Source organism: Bradyrhizobium sp. ISRA442, assembly GCF_038085055.1.
Lineage (GTDB): Bacteria > Pseudomonadota > Alphaproteobacteria > Rhizobiales > Xanthobacteraceae > Bradyrhizobium.
This window is the reverse complement of record NZ_JALGCN010000004.1, coordinates 303,758-319,506: the sequence shown is the minus strand read 5'-3', so window position 1 is coordinate 319,506 and position 15,749 is coordinate 303,758. Positions and strand designations below refer to the sequence as shown.

Sequence of the window (15,749 nt, the reverse complement as noted above, 5' to 3'; positions counted from 1 at the left end):
CGAAGCCGCGGTGATCGCTCTGTTCTCCCCGCGGGTTCCTCACAACGATTGAGGCACCGGTCCCGTTCCGCCCGACGCCGATCACATCGGCAGGCCCAGGAATTTGAACGGCGCGGCTTCGTGGAAGCTGGCTGTGGCATCGCCGGCATAGGTGTGGTCCTGGTCGGGACCGAGATCGAGCTTTTTCACCTTGCCGCCTTGGGGCGAGAAATCGATCTTCTGAAGGTCGACCCAGAACGTGTTCGGCGTCAGCGCGGATTCGAAGAAATAGAGCTTTCGTTGCTGATCGGCGACCGTGCGCCAGCGCGTCGAGGAGATGTTCGGCTCGTTCGGCGTTGTGATGCCGAAGGGAACCGAGACGTTACGGATGACGCTGAAGACGCTCGCGACCGCGCGGTTGGGATTCTCGTCCTTCGGGATCGCGTTGACGTAGAATTTCGCGCGCGAGAAACGATCCGACGCACGGTTCGTGCCGGGCATGAACACAGTACCGCCGATTTGCTCCCAATAGGCGTTGAGCGCGAGTTGCTCGTCGAACACCGGCGAATTGGTCATTACCTGATACTTGCGATCGTGATGGATGACCTGCTTGCCGCCAATGTATTCGACGATGGCGCTATCGCCGGTCGCATCCGAGATCGACAGATGCAGCGTCGCAAGCCGCTTCTCACCCGGCACGTTGTCGGTGACGATGATGAACGGCTCCTTCGCGAGCGCATCGACTGCCTCTTGCACCGTCGCGAAATTGTCCAGCATATATTGCGCCCAGGCTGCGATCGTCAGCCCCGGCCTGCTCTGGTCGAACTTTGGATATTCTGACTCCACGAGCCACAGCACGTTGGCGACGAGGCCCGCCTCGTTCAGCCCATCGGTCGTCGAGATGTCGTAGCCCGAGGCGATCACGCTGCCGTATTTCGACGTCCATTTCAGCGAATTCGGCCCGACCTCGCCGTTGCGCGCCATGCCGCGCGGGAAGATCCACAAATTGGTCGCGACGTCGCTCCTCCAGTCCATCGTCCGTGCGGTGATCACCTGGCCATTGACCCCGTGATAGACCAGACGCGTGCAGGCCGATGCGACCGCGGGCGTGGCCGCAAGCAGCGCGGCGAGGCCAGCCGACAATGCGCGCTGGCGAACGAAGTGTCTCTGCAGCATGGCGAATACCCATTCGACAAGCTGAGAGCGCAACATGGCTTGATGGCAATCTAGCGGCGAAGCCGGATATGAAGGCAGCCCGCTGCGGCCAGCGGACTGCCTGTCTTCCACCCCAAAGTCAGACGACCCCGGCCGGATCCCCTATCCGACCGCCCGTTTGCGTTCGATGTCGTTGGGCACCTCGATGTCGACCTCGAGCGTCGACACTTCGTCGCCGCGCTCGAGCCGCACGATCACCTTGGTCGGATCGAGCGTAACGTGTTTCGACACAACGGCGAGAATTTCCTCGCGCAGCACGCCGAGCAGATCGGGTTGGCCGCGCAGTCCACGCTCATGCGCAAGCAGGATCTGCAACCGTTCGCGGGCGACGGGAGCGGAAGCCTTGTTGCCGCGGAGAAGCCGAAGGAGACCCATGCTCATGCAGCCCTCCGTCGCAGCAGGCGGTCCATCAGACCTCTGCGCTCGGCCGGAACGTGCATCGCAACGTTCTCGCCGCAGAGGCGCTTGGCCGCGTCGATATAGGCGCGCGCCGGGGCACCGTCGGTATTCGCCAGCGTCACGGGCGTGCCGACGTTGGATGCCTTCAGAACGTCCTGGCTCTCCGGGATGATGCCGAGCAGCGGCGTCGCCAGGATCTCGAGGATGTCGTCGATGCTGAGCATCTCGCCGCGCGAAGCGCGCGAGGAATCGTAGCGCGTGATCAGGATGTGCTTGGTGACGCGCTCACCCTTCTCGGCTCGCACCGTCTTGGAATCGAGCATGCCGATGATACGGTCGGAGTCGCGCACCGAGGAGACCTCGGGATTGGTGACGATCACCGCCTCGTCGGCAAACCGCATCGCCATGGAGGCGCCGCGCTCGATGCCGGCCGGGCTGTCGCAGATCACCCAGTCGAACCGGCTGCGCAAATCGGCGATGACGTTGCCCACGCCTTGCTCGGTCAGCGCGTCCTTGTCGCGGGTTTGCGAGGCCGGCAGCAGCCAGAGATTTTCCAACCGTTTGTCGCGAATCAGTGCTTGCGGCAGTTTGGCGACGCCCTGCACCACGTTGATGAGGTCGAACACGACGCGGCGTTCGGCGCCCATCACGAGGTCGAGATTGCGCAAGCCGACGTCGAAGTCGACGACAACGACCTTGTCGCCGCGTTGCGCCAGTGCGGCGCCCAGCGCGGCGGTCGTCGTGGTCTTGCCGACCCCGCCCTTGCCTGATGTCACGACCAGTACCTTACTCATCTGAAATGTCTCCTTTGCTGGTCAGTTCAGTGCTGTAATTCGCATGGTATTCCCCTGCAGCCAGGCCTGCGCCGGCTTGCCGCGCAAGGCGGCGTCGATGTCGTCCGCAGTCTGGTAAAACCCATCGATTGCAAGCAGTTCGGCTTCGATCTTCTGACAATAGATGCGCGCGCTCGTGTGCCCGTTGACGCCGGCCATGGCGCGGCCGCGCAGCGCGCCGTAGACGTGAATCGATCCCCCCGCGACGACCTCCGCGCCGGAGCCGACCGAACCGAGAATGGTGATGTCGCCTTCGGGGAAGATCACGGTCTGGCCCGAACGCACGGGGTGATCGAGCAGCAGCGAGGTCGGCTGCTTGGTCTCCGGCTTCTTGGGCGCGGTCGGCTCGATCACGCAATGGCGCCCGCCGGTGAGCAGCGGCGGCATGGCCGGGGTCAACCGCGCCTCCTCCACGCCCTCGATGCCGAGCACGCGGATGTTGCGGTCCTGAAGGCTCGCAAGCAGGTGGCTGATACCAGACTGGCTGAGATCGACCGAAGACAGGTCGATCACCACGGGCCGACCGGCAAAGAAGCCCGGCGAGCGCGTGATGGTGGCGTCGATCTCCTGGAGCCAGTCCTGGATCGGCACCGTCGGCACGAACACGAAGGCCACGTAGGATCGCCCGCGCAGGCGCACCATCTGGCGTTGAGGTTTTGCTGCTGCCGTCATGGCGGCCGACTCGTCCCCGTTATTGAATGGTTAACGATGCGGCGGATTTGGTTAACGGCCGGTTAATTATGTCCGTGGAGTTACGTGGGGTGACCGGCAATGGCCCGGCGGGCACGGGCAAGCGACCCCATCTCCGGTGTCCCGGCGAAGGCCGGGACGACCTTAGGAAACGGAGCTTTCCCAACCTCGTCATTGCGAGCGCAGCGAAGCAATCCAGACTATCCCAGCGGAAAGACTCTGGATTGCTTCGCTGCGCTCGCAATGACTGAAGGCGACGACGCAGCTAACCTCCGTGCTCCGGACGCGCTGCACTGCCCCGACAGTCGACGAGAGCAAACCGCCTCTACTTCTTCACCTTGCTCGCATCCATCTTGATGGCGGGATCAAGCATCTTGGTCGTGAAGGAAGTGGTGACGTCGAACGGCTTCTCCATGCCGAGATAGGTCTGCACCAGTTCGTAGTCCTTCTTCATCCGATCGCCGTCGATCCAGCCGAGCGACTTCGTCGTCGTGAACTCGTCTGTCATCAGATATTTGATGCGCTCCCACTGGCGCTCCTGATTCTCCTTGTCGAGGCCGGAGACCTGGTCGAGCAGCGCCTTCAGGCACGGCGCGACGTCGGCAACACAGGTTGCGAAGGCCTTTTGCGAGATGCGCACGAAGTCTTCGACGAGCTTCGGGTTCTTCTGGAGATAGGCGCCGTTGACGATCAGCGAATTGCCGTAAGGATTGAGCCCGATGTCTTTCCAGTTGACGTAGCCGAGGTCGCCGCCGAACTCGATCACCTTGAGATCGTGCTCATTGTAGAAATCGCTGATGATGTCGACGGTGTGGCTCTTTAGCGCTGCGATCTTCGCCGTCGGCCCGATGTTGACGAAGCTGACGGAGTCGGGCGCGATGCCTGCGGCCTTGGCGAAAGCCGGCCACATCACCCGCGACGCATCCCCCGGCGGATTGCCGATCTTGTGGTTCGGGAAATCCTTTACGCCGTTCACGCCGTAGCTCTTCAGCCAGTAGAAGGTTTGGCCGGTGTTGGCATAGATGCTCATCACGGCGACGTCGTCGGCGCCTTTGCCCTTCGCCACCAGCATGGTGGCGAGATCGGCGATGCCGAAGGGCGAGCCGCCGGAGCCGACCTTGGCGGCGGAGACGCCGGAGCCCTTGCCGGTCTCGATCGTGAGATCGATGCCGGCCTTCTCGTACCAGCCTTGCGCCTTGGCGTAGTAGAACGGTGAGTGGTCGGCCGTCGGCGTCCAGTTCAGGGTCAGGTTGACCGCCTCTCCGGCACTTGCCGGCAGACCGAGCATCAGGGCCAAGATCGGGGCCAGGACCAGAGCCGAGCCCGCCGTCTGCAAACGCTTCATCGCATCTCTCCTCGTTCCGCGACCGGCTTGTCGCTCTCCCCATGTGAGGCTACCAATGCAACAGGCCCCTCCTCGAATTGTCAACTGTCTGGTTGGAAATGCCCTCGAAACGATCTGGCGACTCTGTGCCGCAGCGGCGCGATCCCGCCGCCACCCGCAAAAAGCTGCTGACCGCGGCGCGCCTGGAGTTCGCCCGGCACGGTTTCGCGGGCGCCCGCGTCGACGAGATCGCGGAGCGCGCGGGCGTCAACAAGCAGCTCGTCTACCACCATTTCGGCGATAAGGACGCGCTCTATCTCGCCGTGCTCGAATGGGTTTACGCCGATATTCGCGAGCAGGAACGCCAGCTCAACCTCGAAGGCCTGGCGCCGGAAAAGGCGATCCGGAAACTGATCGAGGCTTCATTCGACTACCTCGCAACAAACCCTGATTTCATCGTGCTTTTGAACGACGAGAACCGCGGCGGCGCGCGCCACGTCCGCGGCTCGACGCGCCTCGAGGCAATGCATTCGCCATTGATCCGAAGCGTCTCCCACATTCTCAACGAGGGGGTCCGCGGCGGCGCGTTCCGCAAGGGGATCGACCCTGTTCAGCTCTACATCTCGATTGCGGGGCTTAGTTACTTCTATCTCTCGAACACGCCGACGCTGTCGGCGATCTTCGGCAAGGACCTGTCGAGCCGCGCCGCGCGGCGCGCCCGCCGCAGGCATGTCGTCGATCTGGTGCTGCAGTCGCTCCGGCCATAATCAACCAACTGGTTGAAAGTCGCTCCGGACGAGGCTAGGCTTACGGTCGCGGCGCGGGTGGCCGCGCCAACAGGGAGCAGTCGGTGACAGGTGACGGCGGAGGCACTGCGCGCAGCTTTGCGATCGTCCTGATCGTGCATCTGGCCGTGCTCGTGCTCTGGCAGGTGCTGGTCGACGCCTTCCACGTGCCGAAATTCATCCTGCCCTCCCCGCTCGCGACGGTGCAGACGCTGGGAACAGCAAGCTATGCCTGGGGCGCCAACACGCTGGTAACAGCCATCGAGATCCTCGGCGGCTTCGCGCTCGGCGCCGTCGTCGGGATCGCGCTGGCCGTGATCTTTAGCTGGGCGCCGCTGCTGAGCCTGCTCCTGCTGCCGCTGTTCGTGACGCTGAACATGATCCCGAAGGTGGCGCTCGGGCCGCTCTTCATCGTGTGGTTCTCCTACGGCATCGTGCCCAACATCCTGATCGCATTCAGCATCTGCTTCTTTCCGATCCTGCTCACCACGGCGCGCGGCCTGCGCGAGGTCGAGCCCGACCTGCTCGATCTCGTCAAATCCCTCCGCGGCTCGCGCTGGACGCTGTTCCGCAAGATCCAGCTCCCGGGATCGCTGCCTTACGTGTTCTCCGGCATGAAGGTCGGCGCCATCCTGGCCGTGGCCGGCGCCATCGTCGGCGAGTTCATCGCTTCGGAGCGCGGGCTCGGCTATCTCATGATCCAGGTGCAGTCGGCGCTCGATACGCCCGCGATGGTGATGGCCGTCGTGCTGCTGACACTGCTCGGGGTCGCCCTTTACGGCCTGGTGCTGGCCCTCGAACGGATGTTCGTGGTCGGCGGCGCAAGGCTGTGACTTATCGACAAGGAACCACCCATGCTGCTCACCCGCCAGACGCTGCCGACAACGATCCCGGACGTCGCCGCGCTCGACGATCTCCTGTGCCGACCGACCCAGGCGCTGATCGACGATCTCAAAAGGGTCGACGGCGACATCATGATCCTCGGCGTCGGCGGCAAGATGGGACCGACACTGGCCGGCCTCGCCAAGGCGGCCGCACCCGAGCGCCGCGTCATCGGCGTCGCCCGGTTCAGCGACGCGAGCGTCAAGGACTGGCTGCACGCACGCGGCATTGAGACGATCAACTGCGATCTGATGGACGAGCGCGCGATTGATGCGCTGCCGAAGGCATCCAACATCGTCTTCATGGCTGGCCGCAAGTTCGGCGCCGAGGGCGACCTGTCGCTGACCTGGGCGATGAACGCCCATGTCCCGGCGCTGGTCGCGCAAGCCTTCCCCGCCTCGCGGATCGTGGCGTTCTCGACCGGCTGCGTCTATCCCTTCGTCCCGGTCGACGGTAAAGGTTCGAGCGAGGACATGGCGCCCAATCCGCCCGGCGAATACGCCCAGTCCTGCGTCGGCCGCGAGCGCATGTTCGAGTATTTCTCGCGCAAATTCGGAACGCCGGGGCGGCTGTTCCGGCTCAACTACGCCATCGACATGCGCTATGGCGTACTCCACGACATCGCGACCAAGGTGCTCACGGGCACGCCGATCGACGTCAGCATCAGTCACGTCAATTTCATCTGGCAAGGCGATGCATCGTCGCAGGCGCTGCGCTGCCTTGCGCATTGCACGACGCCGACCTCGCCGATCAATGTCAGCGGCCGCGAGATTTTAGCGGTGCGCGATCTCGCGGCGAAGTTCGGTGCGAGGTTCGGCCGCGCACCGGTGCTGGTCGGCAAGGAAGAGCCGACGGCGTGGCTGACCGACACGTCAAAGGCGGTCGAACTGTTCGGGCTGCCGGTCGTCGATACCGAGCAATTGATCGCCTGGACGGCGGACTGGGTCGGCCGCGCCATGCCGAGCCTCGGCAAGCCCACCAAGTATGAGGTGCGCGATGGCCGCTATTGACGACGTTCCTGTCGTTCAGCTCGACGTCGCAGATGCAGCGGCCGCCCTGATGCTGTCGACGGAAGCGCACTGGAACCAGAACGAGGACGACTGGCGCTTCTTCCTGCGCGAGGGCGTCGTGTTCGGCGTTCGCGACAACGCTCGGCTCGTCGCAACGGCAGCGCTGCTGCCCTACTCCGGCAATAACGCCTGGATCAGCATGGTTCTGGTCACGGCAAGTCACCGCCGGCGCGGCCTTGCGACGCGTCTCGTCGACGCCTGTCTGGAGACGGCGAGGAAGCGCGGCCTGACGAGCTGGCTCGACGCGACGCCCGATGGCGCCGCGGTCTATGGTCCCCTCGGCTTCACGCCGACACTGCAGTTGCGCCGGCTGAAGTTGGAAAAATCCTCGCAAGGCGCGGCGCCGCCGCCTGCGCCAGCGACATTGGATGCACTTTGCGCGCGCGACAAACGAGCCACCGGCTTCGATCGAACCGCCCTTCTCACCGCGTTCGCGCAGCGCTCCGGTTCGCGCATCGCCGCAGCGAACGGGTCCATCGCACTGGTCCGCGATGGGCGAACCGCACGCCACATCGGCCCGTTGTTTGCAAATGATGCCGCGACCGCGCTGACGCTGGTCGATGCGATCGCGCGGTCCGAGAGTGGACCGCTCCTGATCGACGCGGTCGCGTCGCAGAAGGAGTTTCTGCAAGGATTGACCACCGCCGGCTGGACGACCGAGCGGCCGTTCCAGCGCATGCGGTTCGGCCCTGCCACCAAGGTTGGCAACGAAACGCCGTTCGCCGTCGCCGGCCCTGAATTCGGATAGGACATCATGCATCACAGCCAGATCAACAGCGACGTCCGCAAGCTGATCGCCGACGGAACCGTGCTGCCAGCCCATCCCCTCGCGCTCACTTCCGAGCGTAAGTTCGACAAGACGCATCAGCGCGCGCTGACGCGGTACTACATCGATGCCGGCGCCGGCGGCCTTGCGGTCGGAGTTCACACCACGCAGTTCGCGATCCGCGACGTCGGCCTCTACCGGCCGGTGCTGGAGCTCGCCGCCGAGACCGCCGCGACCTGGACCAAACGTCCGCTGGCTATGGTCGCGGGGCTTGTCGGCCCGACCAAGCAGGCAACGAGCGAAGCCCGGACGGCACGCGACATCGGTTACCACGCCGGGCTGCTCAGCCTCGCTGCGATGAAGAGCGCCTCCGAGGACGAGATCATCGCGCACTGCTCCTCGGTTGCTGCGGAAATTCCACTGGTCGGCTTCTATCTCCAGCCGGCTGTCGGCGGCGTCGTCCTGTCGAGCCGCTTTTGGCAGCGCTTTGCCGCGATCGACAATGTGGTCGCGATCAAGATCGCGCCGTTCAATCGCTACAAGACGCTCGACGTGCTGCGCGGTGTGGCGGCGGCCGGCGCGCTCGATCGCGTCGCGCTCTACACGGGCAATGACGATCACATCCTGCTCGATCTCACGTTGCCGTTCGATCTGCGCGACAAGGGCGTCACGACACGGACCTACTTCAAGGGTGGGCTGCTCGGACACTGGTCGGTCTGGACTGCGAGCGCGATCAAGCAGTTCGAGCGCTGCAAGGCGGCGCGGCACAAGGACACCGTGCCGGCCGATCTGCTCGCGCTCGATGCACGCGTCACCGACTGCAACAGCGCGTTCTTCGACGTCGCCAACAATTTCCATGGCTGCATTGCCGGCTGCCACGAAGTGCTGCGGCGTCAGGGCCTGATTCAGGGCCTGTGGTGCCTCGATCCAAGCGAGGGCCTGAGCCCCGGGCAGAAAGAGGAGATCGACCGCGTCTGCCGCGAGCACGCCGACCTCAGCGACGATGCGTTCGTCGCGGCCAACCTGGACAAATGGCTGGCATGACGGCTGAGCCCTTCATCAGCCTGCGCGGCGTCCGCAAGGTCTATCGCAGCGGCGGAGCCGAATTTCTCGCCGTCTCCGACGTCACGATGGACGTGCAGGAAGGTGAGCTGGTGTCGCTGGTCGGACCGTCCGGCTGCGGCAAGACCACGGTGATGAAGATTTTGGCCGGCCTGCATGGCGCGGACGGCGGCACCGTCAAGATCGGCAATGCCGGGAGCCCGTTCGATCCGACCCGCGACATCGGCATGGTGTTCCAGCAAGCGCTGCTGTTGAAATGGCGGACCATTTTGGACAACGTGCTGCTGCCGGCCGAGATCGTCGGCTTGCCGATGAAGGCTGCGCGCGAACGGGCGCGCGACCTGCTCAACCTCGTCGGACTCGCCGGCTACGAAGACAAATACCCGCAGCAGCTCTCGGGCGGCATGCAGCAGCGCACCGCAATCGCGCGCGCGTTCGTGCACGATCCCAAGCTGATCCTGATGGACGAACCGTTCGGCGCGCTGGATGCGCTGACGCGCGAGCAGATGAACCTCGAGATGCTGCGGATCTGGCGCGAGAGCGGCAAGACCATCATCTTCGTGACGCACTCGATTCAGGAAGCAGTCTTCCTGTCCTCGCACTGCGCCGTGCTCACGGCGGGACCGGCGAAGATGGCCGATTACTTCGCGATCGATCTGCCCTTCCCGCGCGCGCTTCCGCTCAAGACGACCGACGCATTCGGCGCCTATGCGCGCCGCATCTATGCCAAGCTGGGCCTGGGCGCGGCGTGAACATCGCGCCCAGGCGTAGCCGCTAGCCGCTTTATCCCGGCTACGATGTGCTGGTGCTCAGAGCAGCTTTGCGCTGACGAACAGCGCACGCACAGCGTTGGTGGCCTGCACCGCGAGCATCGCGTTGTCGGCCGCACCTTCCAGCGCCGCGACGGCGTCCTCATGCAGGGTGCGGAATTCCATCCACTCGACGGAATTGTAATTTGTGAGGAATTGATAGGCCTGGCCGACGGTCGCGATCGCCAGCGTGTCGCCGTTCAGGCGGATCTTGAACGTCGTGCGCAGCGGGGTGTCGGAACTTGAAGGATCGGTCATGGGCTGCTTCTGGAAGAGAACGGCTTAACGAAGGGGAAACGGCAGCCCTGCCGTAGCAGGCAAATATGCAAATATCAGGAGTCGGTGGTTGCGCGCTGCGAGGCGGTCGCCGACCCCTTCAGGCTCGGCACGACAACCAGACGGTTGAACTCGCCATTGTCGTAGGCCTTCAGGAAGCGATCATAGTCCTTGATCGAGACGCAGCCGTTGGAGTCGCCGCGCGGCCCGAGCATGTAACTGTGGGTGAGAAGACCGACGCGACCGAGCGCCGTGGTGCCTTCGGCCGGAGTCATGCGCAGCGCGCGGATGCCATGGAACAGCTTTTCGCGCGGCTTCAGATCGTAAGTGGCGGGCGGGGTCGCTCCGACCATGCGCTGGTCGACATGATCCGGGTCGTCCATAAGCGCGCCCATGCCCGAATGCGCTTCCAGTGTCACACCGCTCGGCAGATAGAGCGCCTTCGCCGAGATGTCATAGACCGCCGTTCGCGAATCGTAGCCGAGCGCGGCGAGATCAGGTCCCTTGCGGAACAGGCCGCTGTCCGGTGTCAGCGAGGCCAGCTTGATCTTGTCGGTGAACTTCTCGAAGAAGCTGCGGTTGTCGACTTTGGGCGTCGTTTCGGCGTAGGCTTGGCTGGAGGCGACCTGGGCGGCGAGGTCCGCCTGGACCGGGCGCGAGCGCGGCATCGGAACGGCATCGGCGCGCTGCGAGGGCGCCGGGTCGTCGGCCACGGCGGGGTCGTCGTCGGTCAGGGTCGACCGCCAGTCGCCGCCCTGGAGCTGCTGGGCGAGCAGCGCCCTGGCGTCACGGAGCTTGAGCTGGACCGCGTTCAAGGCGGAGCGCTCGAGCGGGCGCAGGCCAAGGTCGCGAGCGGGCTGGTCACCTGAAAGCGACGTGAAGCGCTCGTTGAAAGACAGAGAATTGGCTGGCGGCAGGGCGGCGGAGGCCAGCGGGGCCGAATCACCGATGTCCACGATCCACGCGGCAGCACCGAGCGAGAGCGCGATCGCAGCGAGAGACAGCATGATTGTCTCGGCCCGCCCAATACGGCGGCGCGACAATAGCCTCTCGGCTTGTGCGGCGTCGGAAACCATCAGATCCCCAAATCGACCCCCGGGGGTGCCCAACCCCCACCCGGGAGACTCTATACCAGCTACCATATCAGGAGCCAAAAGTTAGGCATAATCGCGGCCGGTGAGGTACCCCATGACCGATCCTTTCGATCTAGAGCGGTTTGTTAGGGCCCAGGACCCGGTTTATCACGACGTCCTGGCGGAGCTGTCCCGAGGCCACAAGCAGAGCCACTGGATGTGGTTCATCTTCCCGCAGGTGGCGGGCCTCGGCTTCAGCGCCATGTCGCAACACTACGCGATCGGCTCGCGCGAGGAGGCAACGGCCTACCTCGCCCACCCTGCCCTGGGCCCGCGCCTTGCGGAATGCACGAGCCTCGTGCTTGCCGTCGAGGGGCAGACCATCAACGCGATTCTGGGCGCGCCCGACGATGCCAAATTCCGCTCGTCGATGACGCTGTTCGGCGCGGTGTCGGACGCGCCGATCTTCGGCCAGGCGCTCGCCAAATATTTCGGCGGCGAGCACGACCGCGCGACGCTGGAGATTTTGGCCAAATGCGATCGGGCACCCGACTGACCCGTCCGCCAGTGAGCCAGCGTAAACCCGGGATTAACAAGGGCAACCTATCGTCCGTGGAAAATAATTCTCCGAGCATTGATTACCCGGACTGCCCATGAAAATCGGAACGCTTCTGACCACCGCCATCGTCTCCCTCTCGACCGTCGGCGGCGGCCTCGCCGTCTACGTCGCCATCACGAAATACCAGACCATGGACAGGATCGCGGAAGCGCAGGGCCGGCTCGCGATCGTCCGCGCCGTCAGCGACATCCCGCGCTATCTCAATCCCGAGCGCGGCTTCTCCACCAATATCCTTTACGGGCCAGCCACCGTCGATCCGGCGCAGCTCACCGAGCAGGACAGGCTGCGCAAGCAGACCGACGGCGCCCGCGAAAGGATGACCGCGCTGCGCAAGGAGCTGCCCGGCTCCTTCGACGACGGCAACACCATCGGCAGCAATATCGACGCCATCAATTCGAAATTTTCCGCGCTGCGCGAGGCCATCGACAAGGCGATCGCCGGCCCCGCGGAGGCGCGGAAGGACGCCGCCAAGAAGATCGTCGCCGACAATGCCGTGCTGAATGGTGGCGTCACCGCCCTTCTCAATGAGCAGGTCCGCCGCATGGCGATTCTGAACGGCGACGCCTACCGCCAGGCCAACAACGCCAACATCGCCATGACGCTGCGCGACATCGGCGGCTTCAATGCCAGCGTGCACAAGAACCTCGTCGGCGGAAAAAAGGTCGCGACCGATGCGGAGAAGGCCGAGGTCAGCCGCTCGCAGGGCCGCAACGACCAGCTCGTGATGTCGCTGATGGAGTTGCGCGGCAATCCGGCAACGCCTGCGAACGTCGCCGCCGCCCTGGAGAAGATGAACGCGGTCTATGTCGAGGAATTCGGCCGCGAGCTCAAGCTCGCCAAGGACGGCGCCGTCAGCGGCAAGTACGAGCACGACGTCGAAACCTACTATGCCGCCTCGCAGCGCGGCCTCGGCACGATCATCGGGGTCCGCGACGCCTTCTATGACAATGCCGAGCAGATCCTCGCCGGTGCGTCCACCGCCGCGCGCACGAGCTTTGGCATCGCGCTGGCCGGCCTCGCCGCCGTGCTGATCGCGAGCATCGGGCTTGTCGTGATGGTGCGCCGCCGTGTCTGCGCGCCGATCGTCAGCCTGACGACACGGATGTCGCGGCTCGCCGAGGGTAACGTCACCGAAGCGATCCCCGGCGCCGAGCGCTCCGACGAGATCGGGGCGATGGCCGCCGCCGTGCAGGTCTTCAAGGACAACATGATCCGGGCCGACCGGCTCGCGGCCGAGAAGCAGGCCGAGAACGATGGCAAGATGCGCCGCGCCCAGGTGCTCGACGAGCTCACGCGCGCGTTCGAGGCCAAGGTCACCGAGCTCGTCGGTGGCCTGTCCCGGGCCTCCACTGCAATGGAGAGCACGGCGCAGTCGATGACCTCGACCGCGGCTCAGACCAACAGTCAGGCCGCAGTGGTGGCGGCGGCATCAGAGCAGACCTCGACCAACGTGCAGACGGTTGCGAGCGCCACGGAGGAGCTAACCTCCTCGATCGCGGAGATCGGCCGCCAGGTCGCCCAGTCCACGGAGATTGCGGCCCGTGCCGTCGACAACGCGCGCCGCACCGGCGACACCGCCCGCGCACTCGCCGAGGGCGCGCAGAAGATCGGCGATGTCGTCACGCTGATCCAGAGCATCGCGGAGCAGACCAATCTTCTGGCGCTCAACGCGACCATCGAGGCCGCCCGCGCCGGTGATGCCGGCCGCGGCTTTGCCGTGGTTGCCTCCGAAGTGAAGTCGCTGGCCGGCCAGACCGCCAAGGCCACGACAGAAATCTCCGAGCAAATTTCGGCGATCCAGGCCGCGAGCGACGAGACCGTGAACGCGATCCGCAACGTCGCCGACGTCATCGCCGAGATCGATCAGATCGGCACCGCGATTGCGGCCGCGATCGAGGAACAGGGCTCGGCGACCAAGGAGATCGCCCGCAGCGTCCAGGAAGCCGCTCGTGGCACGCAGGAGGTCAACGCCAACATCAGCGGCGTGCAGCGCGCCGCCGACGACACCGGTGCGGCAGCAAGCGAGGTGCTTGGCGCGGCCGAGCAACTCTCAACGCAATCGCGTGATCTCGCCGGACAGTTCAACCGCTTCCTGAGCGAAGTCAGGGCGGCCTAAAGCATGATCCGGAAAAGTGCGAGAGCGGCTTTCCGAAAAGATCATGCTTAAACAACAACCTAAAGCGCGATGACGATTCATTCCAATCTCATCGCGCTTTAGAGCACCGTCTCTCAGTAAGGCGGCGCCTTCCGCGCGCGCTGCTCCTTGGCGGCTTCGATCCACCACAGGAGGTCGTCGGCAAAGCGCGGGAACGACCGTTCCAGCGCCTTGCCGCCCTCGCCGATCGGCTCGCCGTCGGCCGACAGAGTCTGCGCGATCGGGCCGACACCGATGGTGCTCGACACCACCACCATACCCATCTCCGATAGCGTACCATGCCAGGCAGTCGCGGCACGCGCGCCGGACAGTCGGCCGGCGGAATAGCTCGCGATCGCAGCCGGACGCCAGAACCATTCTTCCAGGAAATGGTCGGTGAGGTTCTTCAGCCCGGGCTGAATGCCCCAATTGTACTCGCCGGTGACGAAGACGAACCCGTCGGCACCGCGGATCTGCCCGGCCAGCTTCTCGAGCGCCTCGGGCACCGAGCCCTTGGGATATTCCTTGTACATGCGGTCGAGCATCGGCAGTCCGACCGCCTTGGCGTCGATGAACTCGACATCTTCGCCGCGGCCGCGCAGGCGATCGGTGATGAAGTTCGCAAGGCGAATGCCCATGCGATCGGAGCGGTAGGAACCGTAGAGGACGAGGATGCGATTGCTCATGCCGGCAGGCTAGCATGAAACTGCAGCCCGGGCCCAATCTACTTCTTGACCAAGCCTCAAGCGTCAGGCCTTGCGGCCGCGCTCGAGCGTTTCCGACGGCGATTCGCCAAATTGATCGCGATAACTCCCGGAAAAGTCGCTCAAGTGCCAGAAGCCGAAAGCAAGTGCCGCGGCCTTCACGCTGTCGGCGCCCGCAAGCAGGCGCTTGCGTACCAGCCATAGCCGGCGCAGGCGCAGATAGCGGTGCAGGCTCATGCCACGATAGCGCCGGACGATGTCGTGCATGGTGCGAACCGACATCCCGAGCTTGCGGGCGATCTCTTCGCTGTAGATGGGTTGGGAGAGATCGTCCGACAGCAAGGCCCGAATGTCCTGGAAGATCCTGAAGTGCCGCTCGTCGTTCGGCCGCACCGTCCAGCGCGCGGAAACCACATTCTCGAAGGCTTCATCGACGGCAGCGAGCAGGGACTCCTTCATGGCGGAGGCCTTTAGCGGCACTTCGGCGGGATCGGTCGGAACCGAAGCGGCGGCTATTACCTCCGTGACCACCCTCCGCAGCCGATGCAGGGCCGGAATACTCGTCTCGAAGATCCTGAAGTTTGACCTCGTCTCCGGCCAACCACGATCCGTTACCTCCGGTCTGAAGACGACTGAGGCAATGTGCCGCTGCACCTCCTCGATGGCATTATAGGCTGAGCCGTTGCTGCCGATGACAACGACCGCACGATCCCGCTGTGCACCATTGAAGCGAATGGGGACGTCGTGATCGTCCATCGCAAAGCCGATCGCCGTGCAGTTCGCGACGAGCTGCCCATCCACCACGCGCGGGAACGTCCGCGTCACGTTCACGTCACAGCCTGGCAGGTGCAGTATGAGCTGCTCGGCAGCGATCCTTCGCACGAACGGCGTGAATTCGACGTTCAAGCCACGGATCGAACTGCGAAATTCATCGACGTCTGAAAAGCGAAATACCCTTGGCGCCAATCCGGGCGTTTCATCAATATTGTTCATGGCAAATTGAAATCGCGCCGGGAAACGACGCGTGTCCGGCACTTACCGGTCTGATTTCCCCCTTTCGGTTGTCCCGCTCGACCGAAAGAATCATCCTGGATCCTTTCAACCAGTTGGCGAGTCCCCGGCTCGGAGG

Annotated in this window: 17 protein-coding genes; 8 read left to right on the top strand and 9 right to left on the bottom strand. The window is 64.4% G+C overall.

Annotation, left to right across the window (positions count from 1 at the left end; genetic code table 11):
* Positions 1-81: 81 nt before the first annotated feature.
* From MTR72_RS11115 to MTR72_RS11095, 5 genes are all read right to left on the bottom strand, one after another.
* Positions 82-1,155 (bottom strand): linear amide C-N hydrolase, encoded by a 1,074-nt coding sequence (locus MTR72_RS11115; protein ID WP_341510359.1) that lies wholly within the window; start codon positions 1,153-1,155, stop codon positions 82-84.
* A gap of 141 nt (positions 1,156-1,296) precedes the next feature.
* Positions 1,297-1,575, bottom strand: coding sequence for a cell division topological specificity factor MinE (gene minE, locus MTR72_RS11110; protein WP_280964191.1), 279 nt, complete (start codon positions 1,573-1,575; stop codon positions 1,297-1,299).
* Positions 1,572-2,387, bottom strand: a complete 816-nt coding sequence (minD, locus tag MTR72_RS11105; RefSeq protein WP_280964192.1) for a septum site-determining protein MinD — start codon at positions 2,385-2,387, stop codon at positions 1,572-1,574. The genes minE and minD overlap by 4 nt, the downstream gene beginning before the upstream one ends.
* A gap of 21 nt (positions 2,388-2,408) precedes the next feature.
* Positions 2,409-3,098 carry a septum site-determining protein MinC gene (minC, locus tag MTR72_RS11100; protein ID WP_280964193.1) on the bottom strand — a complete coding sequence of 230 codons (690 nt, stop codon included), beginning with the start codon at positions 3,096-3,098 and terminating at the stop codon, positions 2,409-2,411.
* A 343-nt stretch (positions 3,099-3,441) separates the two neighbouring features.
* Positions 3,442-4,461: an ABC transporter substrate-binding protein gene (locus tag MTR72_RS11095; RefSeq protein WP_280964194.1), complete on the bottom strand. Its 1,020-nt coding sequence runs from the start codon at positions 4,459-4,461 to the stop codon at positions 3,442-3,444.
* 98 nt (positions 4,462-4,559) lie between these two features.
* Between MTR72_RS11095 and MTR72_RS11090 the strand changes: the two genes are divergently transcribed.
* The 6 genes from MTR72_RS11090 (at position 4,560) to MTR72_RS11065 (ending at position 9,757) form a co-directional block, all read left to right on the top strand.
* Entirely contained in the window at positions 4,560-5,207 is a 648-nt protein-coding gene (locus MTR72_RS11090; protein WP_341510358.1) for a TetR/AcrR family transcriptional regulator, read from the top strand.
* 83 nt (positions 5,208-5,290) lie between these two features.
* Positions 5,291-6,058 carry an ABC transporter permease gene (locus MTR72_RS11085; protein WP_280964196.1) on the top strand — a complete coding sequence of 256 codons (768 nt, stop codon included), beginning with the start codon at positions 5,291-5,293 and terminating at the stop codon, positions 6,056-6,058.
* Positions 6,059-6,079: 21 nt separating this feature from the next.
* The gene (locus MTR72_RS11080) at positions 6,080-7,117 is read left to right on the top strand and encodes an NAD-dependent epimerase/dehydratase family protein (RefSeq protein WP_280964197.1); all 1,038 of its coding nucleotides are present in this window, start codon (positions 6,080-6,082) and stop codon (positions 7,115-7,117) included.
* Positions 7,104-7,925: a GNAT family N-acetyltransferase gene (locus tag MTR72_RS11075; protein WP_280964198.1), complete on the top strand. Its 822-nt coding sequence runs from the start codon at positions 7,104-7,106 to the stop codon at positions 7,923-7,925. The genes MTR72_RS11080 and MTR72_RS11075 overlap by 14 nt, the downstream gene beginning before the upstream one ends.
* Positions 7,926-7,931: 6 nt before the next feature.
* The gene (locus MTR72_RS11070) at positions 7,932-8,987 is read left to right on the top strand and encodes a dihydrodipicolinate synthase family protein (RefSeq protein ID WP_280964199.1); all 1,056 of its coding nucleotides are present in this window, start codon (positions 7,932-7,934) and stop codon (positions 8,985-8,987) included.
* On the top strand, positions 8,975-9,757 hold the full coding sequence (locus MTR72_RS11065; protein WP_280964200.1) for an ABC transporter ATP-binding protein: 783 nt from the start codon (positions 8,975-8,977) through the stop codon (positions 9,755-9,757). Before MTR72_RS11070 ends, MTR72_RS11065 begins: the two co-directional genes overlap by 13 nt.
* 57 nt (positions 9,758-9,814) lie before the next feature.
* Here the strand turns inward: MTR72_RS11065 and MTR72_RS11060 are convergent, their stop codons facing one another.
* Together MTR72_RS11060 and MTR72_RS11055 are read right to left on the bottom strand one after the other, a co-directional pair.
* The gene (locus MTR72_RS11060) at positions 9,815-10,072 is read right to left on the bottom strand and encodes a hypothetical protein (protein ID WP_280964201.1); all 258 of its coding nucleotides are present in this window, start codon (positions 10,070-10,072) and stop codon (positions 9,815-9,817) included.
* Between the two features lie 74 nt (positions 10,073-10,146).
* The gene (locus MTR72_RS11055; protein ID WP_280964202.1) at positions 10,147-11,097 is read right to left on the bottom strand and encodes a DUF2778 domain-containing protein; all 951 of its coding nucleotides are present in this window, start codon (positions 11,095-11,097) and stop codon (positions 10,147-10,149) included.
* Between the two features lie 181 nt (positions 11,098-11,278).
* Between MTR72_RS11055 and MTR72_RS11050 the strand changes: the two genes are divergently transcribed.
* Positions 11,279-11,719, top strand: a complete 441-nt coding sequence (locus tag MTR72_RS11050) for a DUF1810 domain-containing protein (protein ID WP_341510357.1) — start codon at positions 11,279-11,281, stop codon at positions 11,717-11,719.
* A 97-nt stretch (positions 11,720-11,816) separates the two neighbouring features.
* Positions 11,817-13,898 carry a methyl-accepting chemotaxis protein gene (locus MTR72_RS11045; RefSeq protein ID WP_280964204.1) on the top strand — a complete coding sequence of 694 codons (2,082 nt, stop codon included), beginning with the start codon at positions 11,817-11,819 and terminating at the stop codon, positions 13,896-13,898.
* A 113-nt stretch (positions 13,899-14,011) separates the two neighbouring features.
* Here MTR72_RS11045 and MTR72_RS11040 read toward each other — a convergent pair whose 3' ends face one another.
* Together MTR72_RS11040 and MTR72_RS11035 are read right to left on the bottom strand one after the other, a co-directional pair.
* Positions 14,012-14,602: an NADPH-dependent FMN reductase gene (locus MTR72_RS11040; protein WP_280964205.1), complete on the bottom strand. Its 591-nt coding sequence runs from the start codon at positions 14,600-14,602 to the stop codon at positions 14,012-14,014.
* A 63-nt stretch (positions 14,603-14,665) separates the two neighbouring features.
* Positions 14,666-15,613, bottom strand: a complete 948-nt coding sequence (locus MTR72_RS11035) for an AraC family transcriptional regulator (RefSeq protein ID WP_280970995.1) — start codon at positions 15,611-15,613, stop codon at positions 14,666-14,668.
* Between the last annotated feature and the right edge of the window lie 136 nt (positions 15,614-15,749).